The organism is Brevibacterium sp. UCMA 11752 (assembly GCF_021532235.1).
In the GTDB taxonomy this organism is placed as follows: domain Bacteria; phylum Actinomycetota; class Actinomycetes; order Actinomycetales; family Brevibacteriaceae; genus Brevibacterium; species Brevibacterium antiquum.
The window spans coordinates 92,919-110,718 of sequence record NZ_JACBOS010000003.1 but is presented as its reverse complement, the minus strand read 5'-3'; the positions used below and the strand labels follow the sequence as shown (position 1 = coordinate 110,718).

The window sequence follows — 17,800 nt, the reverse complement described above, 5'->3', positions numbered from 1 at the left end:
GTGTCCTCGGAACGGCTTGCCCAAGGGGCTGATCGAGGAGACGCTGACGGCAATCTCCGGTGTCGTGCGGGATGCTGACTCTGCTGTGTCGGCCACCGAGGTGGCAACGACCTTGGAGCTCTCTCGGGTGACGGTGCGCCGTTATCTGGAGCATCTGGTGAAGACGAAGCAGGCAGTCAAACAGCCGCGGTATGGGACTCCAGGACGCCCGGAGTATGAGTATCGGTGGGTTTGAGGTTGAGGCCCCTCTGAGTGCGCCGAAGCAGTTGTTCACGACGAGTCGATCTCCCGAGAATGTCAAAACTGTACCGGAACTTGTACGCTTTTGACATAGGGAGAGAGGTGGAGTCATGGGCTACCGACACGATCTGTGGGAGATCGCTGCAGAACAGCACGGTGTCGTCACGATCACTGAGGCTGAGGACGCGGGGGTGCCCGCTGTCGAGGTGCGCAAGCTTGCCCACCGCGGCGCACTGCAGGCGTATGGCAAGGGCGTGTACATCCACCGTAGTGTGCCCACGACAGACCTGACCGAGCCGGCGGTGGCGGCGGCGCTGGCCGGTGACGGAGCATTCCTTGAGCGGGAGACTGTGTTCGATCTGCTGGGTCTGGGGCAGTTCAATCCGCACCGCATCCGGGTGGCTACCCGTCGCCGAGTGCGCAGGACCCTTCCCGAGTGGGTTGACCTCGAGACGCGGATGAATGTCCCTGACGAGGACCTGACGCATTACGAAGGAATCCCCGCGACCACTGTTCGTCGCGCTCTCGTCGACGTGCATGACAGGATGCCATTGGAGCAGTGGAAAACGCTGGTCGAACAGGCACGTCAGCGCGAGTTGATCGACAACCACGACGTCGCGAATCTCGACCATAGAGAGCGTGCCGGATGGGCATCACTGAACTACCCCTGAAGGTAGGGCAAGTGAAATTCTAGCCAACGGCAATCTGGGTGTGTCCAGCCAGTAGTGAGACGGAGGTTTCGAGAAAGCGTTCCGAGCAGATTCGTCTCGGTGGTGGGGTGCGTTGCGAGACGAGAGGGCTGGAAATCGCGAACTATGCCAAGCGTGTCAATCATGAATCGACTACTATTTATTCGAGATTGTTAGATTGTGGGCCAAGGCAAAGAACTACGTAAATTATGATGATGCTTATGGTTTCTCAAATGGAATTCGAGGGTTGGCTATCGCACGGGTGGGGGATTGAAGTGAAAACCCCGCACCAGCTTTTCCGGATAATTAATCACATCGCTCTACTGGAGCAGAGCCGCACATACGCTTGGCGCGGGCAGAACGATGCCTCATGGCCATTAAGTTCATCTCTGTATCGAAAGTGCAGTGAATCCGAGAAGTCTGTCTCCGAAGAGAGCATGCGCGAGGCCGAGATGAACATACTCGATGAGGCTAGACGATGGGGGCTTGGCAGGGATCTTGGTTCGTCTGCTACGGATATGCACATGCTCTCCCTATTGCAGCACCACGGCGTTCCGACTCGGCTGTTCGACGTCACTTCTAATCCGATGACAGCGCTATGGTTTGCATCCGAGGAACACCGCCCAGATGAAACGGGAAGTGTGCGAAGGAGCCCAGGGGTGTTATTCGCCATCGATGTTACGAAAGCTCCTTGGTACGACTCGTTCGATCATGGAGACGGTGCAACCTGGGATCATATGGGTAAACCTCTGTCCGCGACATACGAGCATGCGTTGAAAGCATCCAAGGCTAAGGGTGAGATGTTCAGGATTTTCCCGGCTTTGCCTGACGAGCGGATGAAAGCACAGGAGGGATTCTTTCTTGGTAGTGCAGTACCTGGGCGGCATAAGGCGCCAGGAGTCTTGGGGTTTAGGCCGGCCGGAGAAGCTCCAGGTGAAGCAAAGCTGAATCGCCTATTGGAAACAGAGCGTGGCCAAGGACGACCGGCAAACGTACCGTTTTGTGCGATTGTGATACCTGCTGCGGTCAAGGACAAAATTCGCGATCCACTTAAGCGTACCTACAACAGACGCCGGCGAGTGCTGTTCCCTGACGTTGACGGTTTTCGCGATGGATTTTTAAAGGGCCAACTCGACTAGTTGGACAAAAGTTGGCCGGGCAGCAAGTCTCAAATGCCTGGCAACATAGACCCTTGGCGGGGTGCAAAGGTTCCGGCGGAAGTGTCAGGCGGCGTCGGAGCGGTCGTGGAAGCTTGACTGGGCGAACGCCTCGTTGATGGTCTCGGTTAGGCGATCATCGATTAGCTTTCGCAAACGCCGGGCCAATGAGCGAGGGCTCGGATCCGGGGTGTTCAGGAACCCGAGGTGTACATCCGCACGATCTCGCGTTTAAGGATCTTCCCGCTCGGTCCCTTAGGCAGCTCCTCGACGAATTCGATGATCCGCGGAATCTTGTAGGCAGCGAGGTTCTCCCTGGCGAATCTCTCCACCTCTGCAGCGTCGAGGTGGGCGCCGGGGGATAGGGCGATGACAGCGGTCACCTGCTGCCCGTATTTCTCATCGGGGGTACCGACCACGCTGGCCTGAGCAACCCCGGGGATCTCGTAGAGGACCTCTTCGACCTCACGCGGGTACACGTTGTAGCCGCCGTGGATGATGAGGTCCTTGATCCGGTCGACGATGAAGAGGTATCCGTCCTCATCCAGGTGTCCCAGGTCGCCGGTGCGGAACCACCCCTCGTCATCGAGCACCTCGGCGGTGGCCTCGGGCTTCTTCCAATACCCGAGCATGACCGCCGGACCGCGCAGCACCACCTCGCCGACCTCACCGGCCGGCAGCGCTGCTCCGTCGACATCGATGACCTTGACCTCGAACCCGGGAGTGGGCAGACCGACGCTTCCGATCTTTCTCGTTCCGAACAGCGGATTGAACGTGCCCAGCCCGGCGGTCTCCGTCAGCCCGTATCCCTCCGCCACGGGTGCAGAGAAACGCGCTTCGACCTTGCGGATCACCTCTCCGGCGATCGCCGCACCGCCGGAGCTGACGAGTCGCAGGTTTGGTGTCGCGGCCCCATCGGCGTTCGTGGGCACCGACATCCACATGGTGGGCACACCGGAGATGATGGAGACCTCGTCCTTCGCCAGCGCATCGACGAAGGCCTGCGGATCCCACCGTGGGAAAAGCGTGAGAGGGGCACCGGCACTCAGCGCGGGCAGGGCCATGTCGGCGAGCCCGAAGACGTGGAACAGCGGCAGGCCGGTGGCCGACCGGTCATCAGGGGAGGTCTGAGTCATCTCCTTGACGATGTCCGTGGTGGCGATGAAATTACCCAGGGACAGCATGGCACCCTTCGGCTTGCCGGTGGTTCCCGAGGTATAGAGCAGGGCGGCCAGGTCATCCCAGTCGAATTCGACATGATCGAACTCGGCGACGCCGTCCTCTCTCAGCCGAAGGCTCGGCCCCTCGTTGCCGACCAGGGGTAGGGTGTCGAAGTCGATGCCGCGACCGCTCGCGGCGCTTCGTCCGGCCTCGGCCATGGCTGGGTGGGCCACAAGCCGACGTGCGTCCGAGTCCTCGAGGATGTAGTCCAGCTCCCGGGCCGTCGAGAGTGGATTGACGGCGACCGTCGCAAGTCCGGCGGCGTGGGCGCCGAGGAATTCGATGAGGAACTCCGGGCACGAGGGGGCGATGAGCACCGTCCGATCACCCGGACGAAGCCCGGAGGCACGGCAGCGATCGCGTGCGGCTTCGATCTCGCCGAGGAAGCGCAGCTGGGACAGCGAGACCCGGTCCGGGCCAGGGGGAGTGCGCACTGCAATGGAGTCCGGGATCGTCTGCGCCCAGGGGATGAGCAGATCGATGATTGACGTGCGCATGGTCGCGGCCATGAGACTCCTTCGGATCACGACGGTGCAGGAGCGGACCCGTGCAGGGTCCGGCGCCCATCATCGCCGCTCTGTTTACTTGAAACTGAGTGCGGGTTCAACTATAGATGGATGTGGCCCTGCACACAATGAGGTGAGGTCACTTTGCAGAGAGGAAGACGATGGAGCTCAAAGGACGAAATGCAGTAGTCACCGGCGCAGCAGGAGGGATCGGCGCCGCAATCGCCGCAGCCCTGCAGGAACGTGGGGCGCGCGTGCTCCTCGCCGACCTCGCCGAGGAGGTCGCCGACACCGCGGCGAAGCTGGGGCAGCCGCATTGGATAGGAGACGTCTCCTCTGCGAACGGCGTGGCCGAGCTGTTGGACACCGCCGAACGTGAACTGGGTCAGGTGGATCTCTACTTCGCCAACGCTGGGATTGCCGGCGTCACCGGACTGGGTGGCGACGGCGACTGGGACCGGATCATCGACGTCAATCTGCGCGCCCACATCCGCGCCGCCGAACGACTCGTCCCCGAGTGGACAAGGCGTGGGGAAGGATATTTCGTGGCCACCGCCTCGGCAGCGGGACTGCTCACCCAGATCGGACAGGCAGGATACTCGGTGACCAAGCACGCCGCCCTCGCTTTTGCCGAATGGCTGTCCGTGACCTATGGCGACGAGGGGTTGCGCGTGTCCGTGCTCGCCCCTATGGGTGTGAACACGAAGATCCTGTGGGGAGAAGATTCCAATGCGATCACCGGAGAGGCCTTGACGGGGCAGCGGGCAGTCGCCGAGGCGGGCAATGTCCTCGAGCCGGCAGACGTCGCCACAACCGTCATGGCCGCCATCGAAGCCGAGACCTTCCTCATCCTGCCCCACCCTGAAGTCCTCGACATGTACCGCATGAAGGGATCGGACTACGACAGGTGGCTGCGCGGCATGCGCAGGTACCAGGCGAAGCTACAGGGCACCTCGGCTGCAGGGCGCTGACGAAACGCCTGAGCGGCAGGGTGTCCCTGCCGCTCAAGGTGTGCCTGATTCCTCGAGTGCACGGCCGGTGGTAGACTAATACCAATCGTTCGGCCCGCCTCGGATCTATTTCCGGGAGTGGGCCGGATTTCTTCCGGTACTGTGGCTAACATGGTGCTCCACCTTAAGTCGTGGCTTTCCATCCCCGACCAAATCAACCAGCTGCGTATCCGTGGCATGGAGATCCCGGCCAGTGATCAGGCAAGCGACGCACTGAAGATCATCGGCTATTACCGCCTCAGCGGTTACTGGTACTTGTATCGTGAGCCTCATCCGACACAAAAAGATCAGCGACTCGACGACTTTCTTCCCGGAACGCAATTTGCAGAAATCCTCGCTCTTTACCATTTCGACAGCGCTTTGAAAGGACTTATCTGGCGCGGTATCGAGAGTGTTGAAATTGCCTTCCGTAGCAGGATCGGCCACCTCCTCGGTGAGGCGGGCCCCTCACTCACACTGACCCAGGTAACTTCCGTAGAACATTTGACCATGACAAGTGGTGGGGGATCGCCAAAGGCCGTATCAATCGGGCCCGAGGGCACGATGCGGCAGTTGACCACCACTACGATAACTACGGCGGCGACATACCGCTCTGGGTTCTCACCGACCTACTCGATTTCTCGGATGTATCGAAGCTCTATGCCGGGATGACTTCACCAGGCCAAAGGGAGATCGCCGATTGGTTTGGTGTGTCGATGGCAGACGGTGCTTCGAAAGCCTCCCGAAAGAGCTGGAATAAGCACCCGCCGTTAGCGAACTGGCTGGAAAATCTCACTACTGTGCGAAACATCTGCGCACATCACGGACGTCTATGGAACCGTCAGCTGATCCCGCTTGGCATAGCTCCCCGCGTCCAGCACTTACCCGCTTTTGCTGAGATTGCTCCAACACTTAAGGCAGCTCGACCTGAAACGTGGCAGATCGAACGCGTGTATGGAACCATCTGCATCATTTCTCAGCTCCTGGATCACATCGAGCCGAGGCACACCTGGCGTTCTGAAGTCGATTCGTTAGTCGCTTCGGCTTTCCCCACCAGTGGATACCGTGCCACCTCTGAAATGGGCTTCCCCCATTCGTGACACTGCGGACGAAGACAGCGTCACCGCGTTGCCCTGTGTGCTCTAGGAATGCCAATGAACGCATTGCCTGACTCCTTGAGCGGTCTTGATTCTTCAGACGGCAACGCTGTTGGAACGCAGATGCTCGCCGGGAACGGCAGTCGGGGACTGCCTGACCGACTTCGGATTGGTCTCCTTCAGACCGATGGCGCACCCGACCGTGATGATCGCCATGGCACACACGAAGAGGGTGATGCCCACGGTCGACCCGTCCATCTTCGCGATCAGCCAGGTCATCACGATGGGAGTCGAGCCCGACACGATGATCGCATTGAGCTGATAGGCCAAGGACACCGAGGAGAAGCGGATCTGCGGTGCGAACAGCTCACCGAAATACGAGGCGACCGGAGCATAGACGAGCGACTGGAACACGGCGGCAACGCTGACCGCAATCGTGAACATGGCCATGTTCGCTGCGTTGATGAGAGCGAAGTAGGGGAAAGCCCAGATCAGAATCCCGACGCCGCCGATGATGATGACAGGGCGACGTCCGATCCTGTCGGCCAACCTGCCGCCGAGCAGAGTCACGGGGATTGCGACGCCGGTGGAGAGCATGGCTGCAATGAGCATGCTGTTGTAATCCATGCCGAGGTACGTCGTGCCGTAGGACAGTGCGCCGGCGATCGTGATGTAGAAGACGCAGTTCGTGGCCGATAGTGTGCCGGAGGCGAGCAGGATCGTCTTCCAGTGCGACTTCACGGCCTGCCACAGAGGTGCACGCACGACAGCGGGTTTGTCCGCCGAGACTTCATGTTTGAGCGCTTCGAACTCCGGGGAGTCCTCGATTTTGAGCTGGATGTACATGACGACGGGCACGAGGAGCGCCGTGGCCCAGAAGGGGACCCGCCATCCCCACGAGATGAAGGCCTCATGGCTGATGGACGTGGAGACGATGACGAAGACGAGATTGCCCAACAACGCCCCGCAGGGGACGCCCACCTGCATGAAGGAACCTGAGAACGCCCGGTGTTTGGGACCAGCCGACTCGCTGAGCAGGAGCGCAAGGCCGCCCCACTGTGCCCCACAGGCGATGCCCTGGAGGAAGCGGCAGGTCACGAGCAGGATTGGTGCGATGAGGCCGATGCTCCCGGTCGAGGGTAGGCAGCCGATGGCGAACGTGAAGATCGCCATTCCCAGCAGAGAGATGACGACCATGGGTTTGCGGCCGAGCTTGTCACCGTAGTTGCCGGCCAGCAGCCCGCCGACCGGACGGGCGATGAAGCCTGTGGCAAAGGTTGAGAACGAGAGGAGCACGCCGTTGATGCCCTCGGCGTCGGGGAAGAACACGTGCGGGAAGACGAGTGCGGCGGCGGTGCCGTAGAGGAAGAAGTCGTACCATTCGATTGATGAGCCGACGAGTCCGGCCGCACGCAGGCGCCCGTGTTTTCCGGCGTGGACCTTGGATTCGCTGCGACTGAGGCTGGTGGTGGAGTTCGGGGGCATGCGGAGTCCTTTGTTCGTTGAAAACTGCTCCATCGGTGCTGCGTGCTGCGTGTGTCACTCGAAGTAGCGGCGCGGATTCTTCACCAGCATGGTGTCGATGGCGTCCTCGCTGACACCGCGTTCCAGCAATGTCGGAATGACCTCATCGGAGATGTGACGGAAATGCCAGTTCGGCTGGATGTCCCTCTTCTCCTGGTGTGAGAAGTAGTCGATGTAGCAGGAAGCGTCGTGGGCCAGGGTGATCTTCTCGACGTAGCCGCGGCGGACGAGTTCGACGATCGTGTCGATGCGTTGCTGTGTCGGCAGATAGACGTCGAGACCGAAACGGTCCATGCCCAGAAGCGAGCCGTTGTCAGCGACCTTCATCAGGTAGTCCAGATCCGTAGAATCGCCGGAATGTCCGATGACCACCTTGCTCAGATCCGCGCCTTCCTCCTTGAGCACCCGCTGCGCGACGAGACCGGATTCGGTCTGCGGATTGGTGTGCACGGTGATCGGGGCGCCCGTCTGCGCGCTCGCCTGCCCGACCGCACGCATGGCCCGCTCCACCCCGGTGGTCAGCCCCTGTTTCTCGATGACGCATTTGAGGAACGCCGCTTTGACTCCGGTGTCCGCGATTCCGTCCTCGATGTCACCGACGAATAGGCCGACCAGCGGCTCGGGCTCATCGATGAGGAGGCCGGGCCCGCGGACGTCGAACCGGTGCGGCAGATCGGTGTACGTGTAGAGGCCGGTGGCCACGACGATGTTGATGTCGGTCTGCGCGGCGACCTTCTGCACGCGTGGAATGTAGCGGCCCAGCCCCACGACGGTGGGGTCGAAGATCGTGTTGATTCCCGCGTCCTTGAGGTCGTTGAGTTTGGCCACAGCATCGGCGACCTTAGCCTCCTCGTCCCAGGTGGAGTCGTAGTTCTGCCGCATCTCTTCGCTGAGAACGAATATGTGTTCATGGACCAGGGTCTTGCCGAGGCTGCTGCTGTCGATGGTGCCGGTGACGGTTTGGACTTGTGCCATAGGTGCTGCTCCTTTGCATGCGTAGCTCGGCCGTGTGGCTGGTGCCGATGCCACTTGAAGTGACGGCGCTCACACGGTTAGTCTTACGTTATCGAATATGAAGTCAATTTCAAGTACGGCTTCGCGTTCCTTCATTTCGTATCCTCTTGTATTGCGCTGCGCCCATTGAAAGGCAGACCATGACAACCCCCATTCGCCCCACTTCGATCTCCGACCTCGAGGCGCTCGTCGGCCAGGAGCTCGGCCCGACCGGCTGGCATGTGCTGGTCCAGGACGACATCAACTCCTTCGCCGATCTGACGAATGACCACCAGTGGATCCACGTCGACGAGGAGCGGGCAGCGACCGGGCCCTTCGCGGGAACGATCGGCCACGGCCTGTTCACGCTCTCGCTCGGGCCGGCCTTCATGGAGGAGCTGATGGCCTTCGACGGCTTCGCCCACAGCCTCAACTACGGGTACGGGAAGGTCCGCTTCCCGAACCCCAGGCCGGTGGGGTCACGCGTTCGCATGCATGCCACCGTCACCGAGGTGGAGCGACGACAGCCCGGATCCGCCCAGATCACGACGACCCAGGTCTTCGAAGCCGAGGGGATCGACAAACCCGTGTGCGTGGCCGAATCGATCGGGTACTTCACCGAACACGGAGCCGATGTCGAGTCGTCGGCCCGAGCAAAGGAATCCGCATGAACATGTCAACACTGTTCAATCTCGACGGACGCTGCGCGCTCATCACCGGCGGTTCACGCGGCATCGGCCGAATGATCGCAGAGGGTTTCGTCCAACTCGGCGTGCGCGTCTACATCACAGCCCGCAAGGCCGAAGAATGCGATGCGACGGCCGCCGAACTGTCCCAGCAGGGCACCTGCGTCTCCCTCCCCGGGGACATCTCGACACCGGAGGGACTCGAATCCGTCGTGTCCCGACTGCGTGAGCACGAATCGAGGCTGGACATCCTCGTCAACAACGCCGGAGCCGCCTGGGGCGCACCCTTCGACGAGTTCCCGGAACACGGCTGGGACAAGGTCATGGACCTCAACCTCAAGGCCCTGTTCTTCCTCACCCAGAAACTCACACCCGAGCTGCGTTCGGCCGCCGCCGGTGGGGACCATCTGGCCAAGGTCATCAACATCGCCTCCATCGACGGCATCAGGACGAACCCGAACGAGACCTACAGCTACCACGCGAGCAAGGCAGGAGTCATCCATCTGACCAAGCGACTGGCCGCACAGCTCGCACCCGAGGGCGTGATCGTCAGCGCGATCGCACCCGGAGCATTCCCCTCACGGATGAACAAGGACGCCCGCGACCACGGCGACGACGTTCAGACACGCATCCCCGCCGGCAGGATCGGCCGCCCCGAGGACATGGCCGGAGCCGCGGCCTACCTGGCATCGCGCGCCGGTGACTATGTGGTCGGGGAGACGATCGCCGTCGACGGCGGCGTCGTCGCCTCGACAGGGTTCTGAGACACAACGGACAAGGAAGAACGAAGATCATGAAGGCAGTACAACTGAGCGCCACCGACGGGCCGAGTTCGCTCGCGCTCGCAGACGTCGAGACACCCACGGCCGGCCCGGGCACGGTGCTCGTCGACGTCGCCTATGCAGGAGTGACATTCCCCGAACTGCTGCAATCGCGCGGCCAATATCAGATGCAGCCGCCGCTGCCCTACACAATGGGCTCCGAGGTGGCCGGAACGGTCCGTGAACTGGGGGCCGATGTCACCGGCCTGTCCGTCGGTGACCGGGTCGTCGGCGTTGCCGGCACCGGCGCCTACGCCGAGGTCATGGCAGTTCCCGCCGCGAGCGTCCTGCCCCTGCCGGAGTCAGTGTCACTGGCGTCTGGAGCGGGAATGCCGATGAACCTGCTGACGGCGGACTTCGCTCTGCGGGTGCGGGGAAGACTCGAGAAGGGACAGAGCGTCCTCATCCACGGGGCCGCCGGCGGACTCGGCAGCGCCCTGGTCCAGGTCGCACTCGCCTACGGTGCAGAGGTCGTCGCCGTCGTCTCCACCCAGGAGAAAGCGGACATGGTGGCCGACCTCGGCGCTCAGCATGTGGTCTTCGCCGATGGTTTCAAGACGGAAGTCAAAGAGATCTACCCGCGCGGAGTCGACCTGGTCGCAGACCCGGTGGGAGGCGATCGCTTCACCGATTCGCTGCGGTGCCTGACGACCTTCGGCACGCTCCTGGTCCTCGGCTTCACCGCGGGCCAGATCCCCGAGGTCAAGGTCAACCGGCTGCTGCTGGGCAACATCTCCGTTGCGGGCGTGGGCTGGGGAGCAGCATTGGCGAGCCGGCCCGAGATGCTGGCCCAGCAGTGGGAAACCCTATGGCCCCACCTGTCTGCCGGAGACCTCGATCCCGCGATCCACGCCGTCCTGCCTTTGGGCCAGGCCGGTGAGGCGCTGGAGCTCATCGACTCCCGCTCCGTGCGGGGCAAGGTGCTCCTCGACGTCAACGGAGATGGCAGCGCAACAGCCGCGACGGGCACCTGAGCCTGCGCCTGCGCGCTATGGGCAAACACCCGCACGCACAACCTCGGCGCCCGAGAATTCTGATCCACTCATACGAACCCACTAGAAAGCAGGAGCCATGGACTTCGCGCCCGACGAGACCACCCTCGACTACCAAACCAGACTCAACGCCTTCATGGACGAATTCGTCTATCCGGCAGAGTCCGTCTACCACCGCCAGCGTGCCGAAGCCGGTGACCCGAACTTCCACCCACCGGTCCTAGACGACCTCAAACGGGAGGCGAAATCGCAGGGACTGTGGAACCTGTTCCTGCCCTACGAAGGGTGGGGTGCGGGACTGACGAACCTGCAGTACGCGCACCTCGCGGAGATCACAGGACGCAGCCCGGAGATCGCCCCCGAGGCCATCAACTGCAATGCCCCGGACACCGGGAATATGGAAGTCTTCGCTCTCTTCGGCACCGATGAGCACAAGGAGAAATGGCTCAAGCCCCTGCTGGCCGGTGAGATCGCCTCCGCCTTCTGCATGACAGAACCCGACGTGGCCAGTTCCGATGCGACGAACATCGAAATGAGCATCACCTCCGACGGCGATGACTACGTCCTCAACGGGCGGAAGTGGTTCGCCTCGAACGCACTGCACGCCAACTGCAAGGTCTTCATCGTCATGGGCAAGACCGACCCGAACGCGGAGACCCACCGCCAGCAGTCCATGCTCGTCGTGCCGAAGGACACCCCTGGCATCACCGTGGTCCGCGGACTGCCGGTGTTCGGATACATGGACCGGGAAGGACACGCAGAGATCCTCTTCGAAAACGTCCGGGTGCCGAAGACCGCGCTGCTCTCCGGCGAGGGGGACGGGTTCGCCATCAGCCAGGCCCGCTTGGGACCAGGTCGCATCCACCACTGCATGCGCACAATCGGCATGGCAGAACGCTCACTCGAGCTGATGATCGACCGTGCCCAGCAGCGAGTCACTTTCGGACAGCCCGTCGCCGAGCGCGCCAACATCCAAGACTGGATCGCCGAGGCGCGCATCGAGATCGAAGCCACCCGCCTCCTCGTGCTCAAGGCCGCATGGATGATGGACACCGTGGGCAACCGGGAAGCGGCGACGGAGATCGCGGCGATCAAGGTCAAGGCCCCAGAGATGGCGCTGACAATCATCGACCGAGCCATCCAGGTCCACGGCGGCGGCGGTGTCACTGATGACTTCCCACTGGCTGGCTTCTACGCTCACCTGCGCACACTGCGACTGGCTGACGGGCCCGACGAGGTGCACAAGCGCTCGATTGCCCGGCGGGAACTGCGCCGACGCAAGACCGCTCGGGACGCCGGATGAGCATCGAACTCGACCTGAAAGCGCTTGCCGTCTGGATGCAGGCTGTGGGGGAGACGGTCGTCGGTGAGCTCAGAGGGACTCGAGTCGGCCAGGGCCAGTCGAACCTCACCTACCGCATCGACGACGAGGCCGGACGTTCCTGGATTGCCCGGCGGCCCCCGCTGGGCAAGCTTCTCGCCTCGGCGCACGATGTCGCACGCGAACACCGAATCATGGCGGCTCTGCAGGGAACAGGAGTTCCTGTTCCCGAGACCCTTGGCGTGTGCACGGATCCCGCCGTTGCCGACGTCCCCGTCTTCCTCATGGCCCATGTCGAGGGCACGGTCGTCGACGATGAGGAGACCGCCCATTCGCTCACGCCAGATGTGCGCCGGAGACTCGGCCTCGAGCTCGCGCGGACGCTTGCGAAGATTCACGCAGTCGACATCGATGCTGTGGGGCTGGGCGATCTGGCCTCCCGGAAACCCTACGCGCCGAGACAGCTCAAACGGTGGAGCCGACAACTGGAGGACAGCCGAACTCAGGACCGGCCCGACCTCGATGACCTCACCGATCTGCTTCGAGACAACCAGCCGGACTCGGTTGAGATCGCACTGGTCCACGGTGACTTCCACATCCGCAACGTCATCATCGACGAGGACACGGGTGACATTCGCGCGGTCCTGGATTGGGAGCTCTCGACCCTGGGCGATCCACTGGCCGATATGGGCAGTGCGCTCGCGTATTGGACGCAGGCCGGTGAAATGCCGGGCGGAATGTTCGCCGCTTCAGCCTTGGACGGCTTTCCGACCCGGGCGGAGATGGCCGCGGAGTATCTGCGCGCTTCAGTGCGTGATGGGCAGGCGTTGGGATTCTGGCATGTGCTGGGAGTGTGGAAGGTCGCCATCATCGCCGAGGGGGTCTATCGCAGGGTCCTCGACAATCCGGAGAACGCCGCCGGAGTCACCCTCACCCCGGAGAACATCCAAGCGATGATCGACCACGGATGGGATGTCGCCAGGGAGAACGGGTTGGCACCATGAGGGCGCCAATTGTCGATGTCGGCAGTGTGTCGGCACATGCGCTGGGGCTGCCGGTGGGCGAGATCGCTCCGTCGCCGGATTGTATGATGGGCTGATCATGTCGAAGACCGAAGAACACGGTGAGGAACTGCCCGCGCTTGTCGACTCCGCACTGAAGCGTGAGCTCCCGTCCACACCGCGGGGCCTCCGCACTCGTGCGTCCCTGGTGGCTGCTGCCCGCACCGTCTTCGAACGCGATGGGTTCATCGATTCGCGCCTGACAGACATCACGAAGGAAGCCCGATGTTCCACGGGCACCTTCTACACGTACTTCGACAGCAAAGAAGAGGCTCTCGCTGCCGTTCTGCAGGAAGCTCAAGACGATATGCTCCATCCCGGTCCGCCGCAGGAGCACCATGCCAATCGCACTGTCGTCGAGTCTCTCGACGCGGGTAATCGTGCCTATATCGAGGCATACAAACGCAATGCCAAATTGATGCTCCTGCTTGAGCAGGTCGCATCGATCGACCCGAAGTTCCGGCGTTTGCGCCTCGACCGAGGGCAGGCCTTCGCCAAGCGAAACTGCAAGTGGATCAAGAAACTCCAAGACGAGGGTTTTGCTGATCCGAGTCTTGATCCGGTCATGTCTGCCAGCGCATTGTCGTTGATGGTCGGCCGCATGGCGTATTACAAGTACGCATTGGAAGAGCCGGGCTGGGGCACTGATGACCTTCTCGTAGAGACCGCAACGAAGCTGTGGGTCAACGCGTTGGGAATCCCTGCCGATGGTTCCCGCCGAACATAGGAGTCTCCATGACATCGTCGACGACATCTGACCCGCGCAGTGGTGCACCCTTCGACAACGCTTCGGTGGCGGCTCGCCTGGCACAATTGCCTTCGGTCGCAGAGGCGCAAGCACTGACGGTGACCACGGAGCACGGGGACTTTGCCGGGTTCCGTGCGACGCCGGCTCATCCGGATCCGCAGCTCGGCGATGCGCTGCTGCTGCATGGGTGGCCAGAATTCGCCGCCTGTTGGGAGCAGACCGCAACGATTCTCCTTGAGCAGGGGATGAGCGTGTTCGCCTATGACCAGCGAGGATACTCTCCTGGAGCGCGTCCCGACTCCGTCGATGAGTACACAATGCCGCACTTGGTCGCGGACCTCGACGAGATCTCACGCGCTATGGGGCTTGACCGCTTTCACCTCGTCGGCCACGACTGGGGTGGGATGGTCGCCTGGCATTACGCGACCAACCATCCAGAGCGTCTGCTGACGAGCACCGTTGTCTCGACTCCACATCCGATTGCCCATGCCAAGCAGGTGCAGGCGGACCCGGACCAGTACGAGCGCATGGAATATATGCGCTCGATCCAGGATCATCCGGACGGAGTTGCCCGCACTCTGCTGCGCAACGACGGAGAACGACTCCTCGATCTCTACTCCGGCGACGTCCCCGATGACATGGCGGCCTCCTACGTAGCGCGCTTGAGCGAGCCTGGAGCAATGGGCTCGGTGCTCAAGTACTACCAGGCCGCGGATGGTCGTGCTCGACTGTCGAGCACCCCAGCCACCGTGCCGACGACCTTCGTGTGGGGCAGTGAAGACATCGCGTTCCCTCGCGCCACTGCGGAGCGCACCGCCGAGTATGTCGAAGGCCCTTACCGCTTTGTCCCCCTCGAAGGCGCATCCCATTGGCTCCCGGAATCGCACCCTGGCGAGATCGCGCGTGAGGCCATCGCTTTGGCGCGGGAGCACTCGGCTTCATAGGTGCAGGCAGGGCAGGTGCCGATCGAAGGTGTCCGCGCCGCCAGCGCCAAATAGTCATTGCGATAAGACCCAATCGGCGACCGCATACAGCGCGTCGATTTCGGTGGGCAGATGCGTGTCGTCCGACGGCAGCGCTTGTGCGATCGAGAGCCCGTTGATGAAGGTGAAGAGGATGCGGGCTCGTCGAGCGTTGTCACCTGGCAGCAATGCGCCTTCGTCCTCGAGGGTATTCAGGCAGTATTCGATGCGGCGGTGAAGCTCTCGTTCGCTGGCCAGATACTGTGCCCTGGCCCCTTCTGAGGGCTCGTTTGCGATGTATCGGTCGAAGGTCTCACGCCACGCGTCTCGCGGATCGGCTCCGGCCGATACGAGAAGTCGTTGCAGACATGCCACGAGTCTCTCCCGTGCAGGTATTGAGGTGTCATGCATTGTGTCTGCGGGGATGATCAGGTCATACACCCGAGCGATCACCTCATCCATCAGCGCACGTTTGGTGGGGAAGTGGTGTTGGAGCGACCCCGTGCTCACTCCGGCCCGCTTGGCAACTGCCCGCACGCTCATCATCGCTCCCGGCTCTTCACCGAGCATCGTCGCGGCAGCCCACAGGATTTTGTCTCTGCTGCCGATTCCCTCTGGTGGCTGAAGTTCCATCATTCCCCTTCCATTACGCCGTATTAGTAGATTACGCTAGTGACCATCAAGTAACCAATACACTGTATTGCCCGGGTGGGTATTCCGGTGGTCACCGTGGAAGGAATCTCATGACGACATCAAGTAGGACTGTCTGGCTTCTCAGCTCTGAGGGGAAGCCGAAGGACTTCTCTGCAATTCCCAGCGGAGTGGAGTATCACCGAGTCCTCGCCGGCACCCATCGGCGCATCGGACGAGGCATCCTTGCGATCGTGCTGCTGCTGGCAGGGCTGGTCTTCTTCTCCCTCGCCGCCAACTGGCTCAGCGCCGTCATCGACACGGGGCTGGGAAACAGTCCATCCGACTACACGCCTGCCCGGCATGCCGGAAGCATGATCGGCCTTGCCCTTCTCGTCCCGTGGAGCATGCTCATCCAACGCTGGCTCTATGGTGTGCCAGCCGGATCGCTGCACTCCGTGTCCTCGCGGTTCCGATTCGACCTGCTCGGCAAATCGCTCCTGGTGTTCGGTCCCGCGTGGCTCATCGTCAACGCCATCGGATTTCTCGGACCAGTTGAAGAAGTCCCCTGGTCGCACGCGGATCTCATCGCAATGTTCCTCATCACCTTCCTCCTGACTCCGCTGCAGGCGGCGGGTGAGGAATACGGCTTCCGCGGACTGGTCTTTCGCATCCTCGGGAGCTGGACGCACAGCCGGCGCCTCGGGTTGATCATCGGAATCGTCGTCACCAGCGCGGCATTCACCGCCATGCACGGAGCCACCGATCCGTACATCATCACCTGGTACCTGACTCTGTTCACCTGCTTGTCCATCATCACTTGGCGCACGGGTGGGGTTGAGATCGCAATCGTTCTCCACGCCTTGCTCAACACCCTGAGCTTCATTGCAGCCTTCTACCTGCGCATCGACTTCGGAGCAGCTATCGGAGACCGATCCGCCGGGGTCGGAACGCCTTACCAGCTGCTTCCCGCCCTCGTCATCGTGGTCATCACGGCGATCATCTGGTGGTGGACACGGAAGTCGGGCCCCGCTTACACCCCAAGTGATAAGTTCCAACGCGGAGGCGAGGAGTGAGACGTCAACTCCGTTGATGTCGATGTGCGGGATATGCTCACTGTCTGACCCCATCCTCGGCCCTCGATGTGTCACTGCAGCAGGCCAGAGCGAAGCAGACGTGAGGAGACATGAGCAAGATGCGCGCGGTAGTCCAGAACGAATTCGGCGGGCCTGAAGTCCTCAACCTGATCCACGACGCACCGATCCCCGAACCCATTCCCACCGAGGTCCAGGTGCGCGTCAGCCATGTGGGAGTCAACCCCGTCGACGGCAAGACCCGCGGCGGAGCATCCGTGGCAAAGCTCATGGGCGCATTCCCCATCACGGTAGGGTGGGACATCGCCGGCGAGGTCTCCGCCCTGGGCAATGGGGTGAATCGCTTCGCACTAGGTGATCGCGTCTTCGGGATGCCCCGTTTTCCCTACCCGGCCAAGGGATACGCCGAATTTGTGACCTCACCGTCTCGCCACCTCGTGCGCATTCCCGATTCTCTGGATTTCGCGACTGCCGCATCGATTCCTCTCCCTGCCACGACGGCGTACCAGATCGTGCACGAAGCTGCGGATGTGCGCAGCGGGCAGAGCGTCCTCGTGCTCGGCAGCGGTGGCACCGTGGGTACCTATGTTGTGCAGATGGCGAAGAAGCTCGGCGCGACTGTCATCGGTCATGCGACTGGCGAGAAACTCAAGCGTTTGGAAGCTCTCGGCATCGACCGAGTGATCGACTATGCGAGCGAGGAATTCGACGACCCCAGCCTCGGCGAGGGACGAATCAGCGATGTCGACGTCGTCATCGACCTCATCGGGGGCGAGTTCGCCCTCCGCGCAGTTCCGCTGACCAAGTCAGATGGCATCGTCGTCGGAGTGCCCTCGGGGCAGCAGCAGGGCCTCGACGCGGCTGCCGCACAGGCAGGTGTCCGCTGGACGAACGTCATCGTCGAGCCGGATCATGTTGCGCTCGAATACGTGGCTGAGCTCATCGAAAACGGGGAACTTCACGTGCCCGCTCCGGCCACGGCCCCGCTCGAGGACGTTGTGGAGGTTCATCGGCAGATGGACGACGGCCACCTGCCTAAGACAGTGCTGACGATATGACCGTTTGACGG

The 17,800-nt window shown here is 62.0% G+C and carries 17 protein-coding genes and 1 pseudogene; 14 read left to right on the top strand and 4 right to left on the bottom strand.

The window, feature by feature from the left end:
• Window positions 1-16 precede the first annotated feature (16 nt).
• From HU144_RS00600 to HU144_RS00590, 3 genes are all read left to right on the top strand, one after another.
• A complete protein-coding gene (locus HU144_RS00600) occupies window positions 17-235 on the top strand; it encodes an HTH domain-containing protein (RefSeq protein ID WP_235349661.1) in 219 nt (72 codons plus the stop codon).
• 115 nt (window positions 236-350) lie between these two features.
• On the top strand, window positions 351-911 hold the full coding sequence (locus HU144_RS00595; RefSeq protein ID WP_235349660.1) for a type IV toxin-antitoxin system AbiEi family antitoxin domain-containing protein: 561 nt from the start codon (window positions 351-353) through the stop codon (window positions 909-911).
• A gap of 251 nt (window positions 912-1,162) precedes the next feature.
• The gene (locus HU144_RS00590) at window positions 1,163-2,068 is read left to right on the top strand and encodes an FRG domain-containing protein (protein ID WP_235349659.1); all 906 of its coding nucleotides are present in this window, start codon (window positions 1,163-1,165) and stop codon (window positions 2,066-2,068) included.
• A 212-nt stretch (window positions 2,069-2,280) separates the two neighbouring features.
• Here HU144_RS00590 and HU144_RS00585 read toward each other — a convergent pair whose 3' ends face one another.
• Window positions 2,281-3,816, bottom strand: a complete 1,536-nt coding sequence (locus tag HU144_RS00585; protein ID WP_235349658.1) for an AMP-binding protein — start codon at window positions 3,814-3,816, stop codon at window positions 2,281-2,283.
• A gap of 158 nt (window positions 3,817-3,974) precedes the next feature.
• Here HU144_RS00585 and HU144_RS00580 point away from each other — a divergent pair, with 158 nt between their 5' ends.
• Window positions 3,975-4,784: an SDR family oxidoreductase gene (locus tag HU144_RS00580; RefSeq protein WP_235349657.1), complete on the top strand. Its 810-nt coding sequence runs from the start codon at window positions 3,975-3,977 to the stop codon at window positions 4,782-4,784.
• A 150-nt stretch (window positions 4,785-4,934) separates the two neighbouring features.
• Window positions 4,935-5,902 (top strand): annotated as a pseudogene (locus tag HU144_RS19505) (Abi family protein).
• Between the two features lie 93 nt (window positions 5,903-5,995).
• Here HU144_RS19505 and HU144_RS00570 read toward each other — a convergent pair.
• Together HU144_RS00570 and HU144_RS00565 are read right to left on the bottom strand one after the other, a co-directional pair.
• Entirely contained in the window at window positions 5,996-7,384 is a 1,389-nt protein-coding gene (locus HU144_RS00570) for an MFS transporter (protein ID WP_235349655.1), read from the bottom strand.
• Window positions 7,385-7,438: 54 nt separating this feature from the next.
• On the bottom strand, window positions 7,439-8,398 hold the full coding sequence (locus HU144_RS00565; protein ID WP_235349654.1) for a phosphotriesterase family protein: 960 nt from the start codon (window positions 8,396-8,398) through the stop codon (window positions 7,439-7,441).
• Window positions 8,399-8,577: 179 nt separating this feature from the next.
• Here HU144_RS00565 and HU144_RS00560 point away from each other — a divergent pair, with 179 nt between their 5' ends.
• The 7 genes from HU144_RS00560 to HU144_RS00530 all read left to right on the top strand — a co-directional run bounded on the left by HU144_RS00560 (window position 8,578) and on the right by HU144_RS00530 (window position 14,989).
• On the top strand, window positions 8,578-9,087 hold the full coding sequence (locus HU144_RS00560; protein WP_235349653.1) for a MaoC family dehydratase: 510 nt from the start codon (window positions 8,578-8,580) through the stop codon (window positions 9,085-9,087).
• The gene (locus tag HU144_RS00555; RefSeq protein WP_235349652.1) at window positions 9,084-9,866 is read left to right on the top strand and encodes an SDR family oxidoreductase; all 783 of its coding nucleotides are present in this window, start codon (window positions 9,084-9,086) and stop codon (window positions 9,864-9,866) included. The genes HU144_RS00560 and HU144_RS00555 overlap by 4 nt, the downstream gene beginning before the upstream one ends.
• A 29-nt stretch (window positions 9,867-9,895) precedes the next feature.
• Window positions 9,896-10,897 (top strand): NADPH:quinone oxidoreductase family protein, encoded by a 1,002-nt coding sequence (locus HU144_RS00550; RefSeq protein WP_235349651.1) that lies wholly within the window; start codon window positions 9,896-9,898, stop codon window positions 10,895-10,897.
• Window positions 10,898-10,994: 97 nt separating this feature from the next.
• Window positions 10,995-12,218, top strand: a complete 1,224-nt coding sequence (locus HU144_RS00545; protein ID WP_235349650.1) for an acyl-CoA dehydrogenase family protein — start codon at window positions 10,995-10,997, stop codon at window positions 12,216-12,218.
• Entirely contained in the window at window positions 12,215-13,240 is a 1,026-nt protein-coding gene (locus tag HU144_RS00540) for a phosphotransferase family protein (RefSeq protein ID WP_235349649.1), read from the top strand. Before HU144_RS00545 ends, HU144_RS00540 begins: the two co-directional genes overlap by 4 nt.
• A gap of 97 nt (window positions 13,241-13,337) precedes the next feature.
• A complete protein-coding gene (locus tag HU144_RS00535) occupies window positions 13,338-14,024 on the top strand; it encodes a TetR/AcrR family transcriptional regulator (protein ID WP_235349648.1) in 687 nt (228 codons plus the stop codon).
• An 8-nt stretch (window positions 14,025-14,032) separates the two neighbouring features.
• The gene (locus HU144_RS00530) at window positions 14,033-14,989 is read left to right on the top strand and encodes an alpha/beta fold hydrolase (RefSeq protein WP_235349647.1); all 957 of its coding nucleotides are present in this window, start codon (window positions 14,033-14,035) and stop codon (window positions 14,987-14,989) included.
• A gap of 54 nt (window positions 14,990-15,043) precedes the next feature.
• Here the strand turns inward: HU144_RS00530 and HU144_RS00525 are convergent, their stop codons facing one another.
• Window positions 15,044-15,643, bottom strand: a complete 600-nt coding sequence (locus HU144_RS00525; protein ID WP_235349646.1) for a TetR/AcrR family transcriptional regulator — start codon at window positions 15,641-15,643, stop codon at window positions 15,044-15,046.
• A 107-nt stretch (window positions 15,644-15,750) separates the two neighbouring features.
• Here HU144_RS00525 and HU144_RS00520 point away from each other — a divergent pair, with 107 nt between their 5' ends.
• A complete protein-coding gene (locus HU144_RS00520) occupies window positions 15,751-16,713 on the top strand; it encodes a CPBP family intramembrane glutamic endopeptidase (protein WP_235349645.1) in 963 nt (320 codons plus the stop codon).
• Window positions 16,714-16,823: 110 nt separating this feature from the next.
• Window positions 16,824-17,789, top strand: a complete 966-nt coding sequence (locus HU144_RS00515) for an NADP-dependent oxidoreductase (RefSeq protein WP_235349644.1) — start codon at window positions 16,824-16,826, stop codon at window positions 17,787-17,789.
• Window positions 17,790-17,800: the final 11 nt, after the last annotated feature.

Bases quoted from the DNA above. Each gene is read 5' to 3' on its own strand.
- HU144_RS00595 (WP_235349660.1), top strand. From the start codon at position 351: ATGGGCTACCGACACGATCTGTGGGAGATCGCTGCAGAACAGCACGGT.
- HU144_RS00590 (WP_235349659.1), top strand. From the start codon at position 1,163: ATGGAATTCGAGGGTTGGCTATCGCACGGGTGGGGGATTGAAGTGAAA.
- HU144_RS00585 (WP_235349658.1), bottom strand. From the start codon at position 3,816: ATGGCCGCGACCATGCGCACGTCAATCATCGATCTGCTCATCCCCTGG.
- HU144_RS00580 (WP_235349657.1), top strand. From the start codon at position 3,975: ATGGAGCTCAAAGGACGAAATGCAGTAGTCACCGGCGCAGCAGGAGGG.
- HU144_RS00570 (WP_235349655.1), bottom strand. From the start codon at position 7,384: ATGCCCCCGAACTCCACCACCAGCCTCAGTCGCAGCGAATCCAAGGTC.
- HU144_RS00565 (WP_235349654.1), bottom strand. From the start codon at position 8,398: ATGGCACAAGTCCAAACCGTCACCGGCACCATCGACAGCAGCAGCCTC.
- HU144_RS00560 (WP_235349653.1), top strand. From the start codon at position 8,578: ATGACAACCCCCATTCGCCCCACTTCGATCTCCGACCTCGAGGCGCTC.
- HU144_RS00555 (WP_235349652.1), top strand. From the start codon at position 9,084: ATGAACATGTCAACACTGTTCAATCTCGACGGACGCTGCGCGCTCATC.
- HU144_RS00550 (WP_235349651.1), top strand. From the start codon at position 9,896: ATGAAGGCAGTACAACTGAGCGCCACCGACGGGCCGAGTTCGCTCGCG.
- HU144_RS00545 (WP_235349650.1), top strand. From the start codon at position 10,995: ATGGACTTCGCGCCCGACGAGACCACCCTCGACTACCAAACCAGACTC.
- HU144_RS00540 (WP_235349649.1), top strand. From the start codon at position 12,215: ATGAGCATCGAACTCGACCTGAAAGCGCTTGCCGTCTGGATGCAGGCT.
- HU144_RS00535 (WP_235349648.1), top strand. From the start codon at position 13,338: ATGTCGAAGACCGAAGAACACGGTGAGGAACTGCCCGCGCTTGTCGAC.
- HU144_RS00530 (WP_235349647.1), top strand. From the start codon at position 14,033: ATGACATCGTCGACGACATCTGACCCGCGCAGTGGTGCACCCTTCGAC.
- HU144_RS00525 (WP_235349646.1), bottom strand. From the start codon at position 15,643: ATGATGGAACTTCAGCCACCAGAGGGAATCGGCAGCAGAGACAAAATC.
- HU144_RS00520 (WP_235349645.1), top strand. From the start codon at position 15,751: ATGACGACATCAAGTAGGACTGTCTGGCTTCTCAGCTCTGAGGGGAAG.
- HU144_RS00515 (WP_235349644.1), top strand. From the start codon at position 16,824: ATGAGCAAGATGCGCGCGGTAGTCCAGAACGAATTCGGCGGGCCTGAA.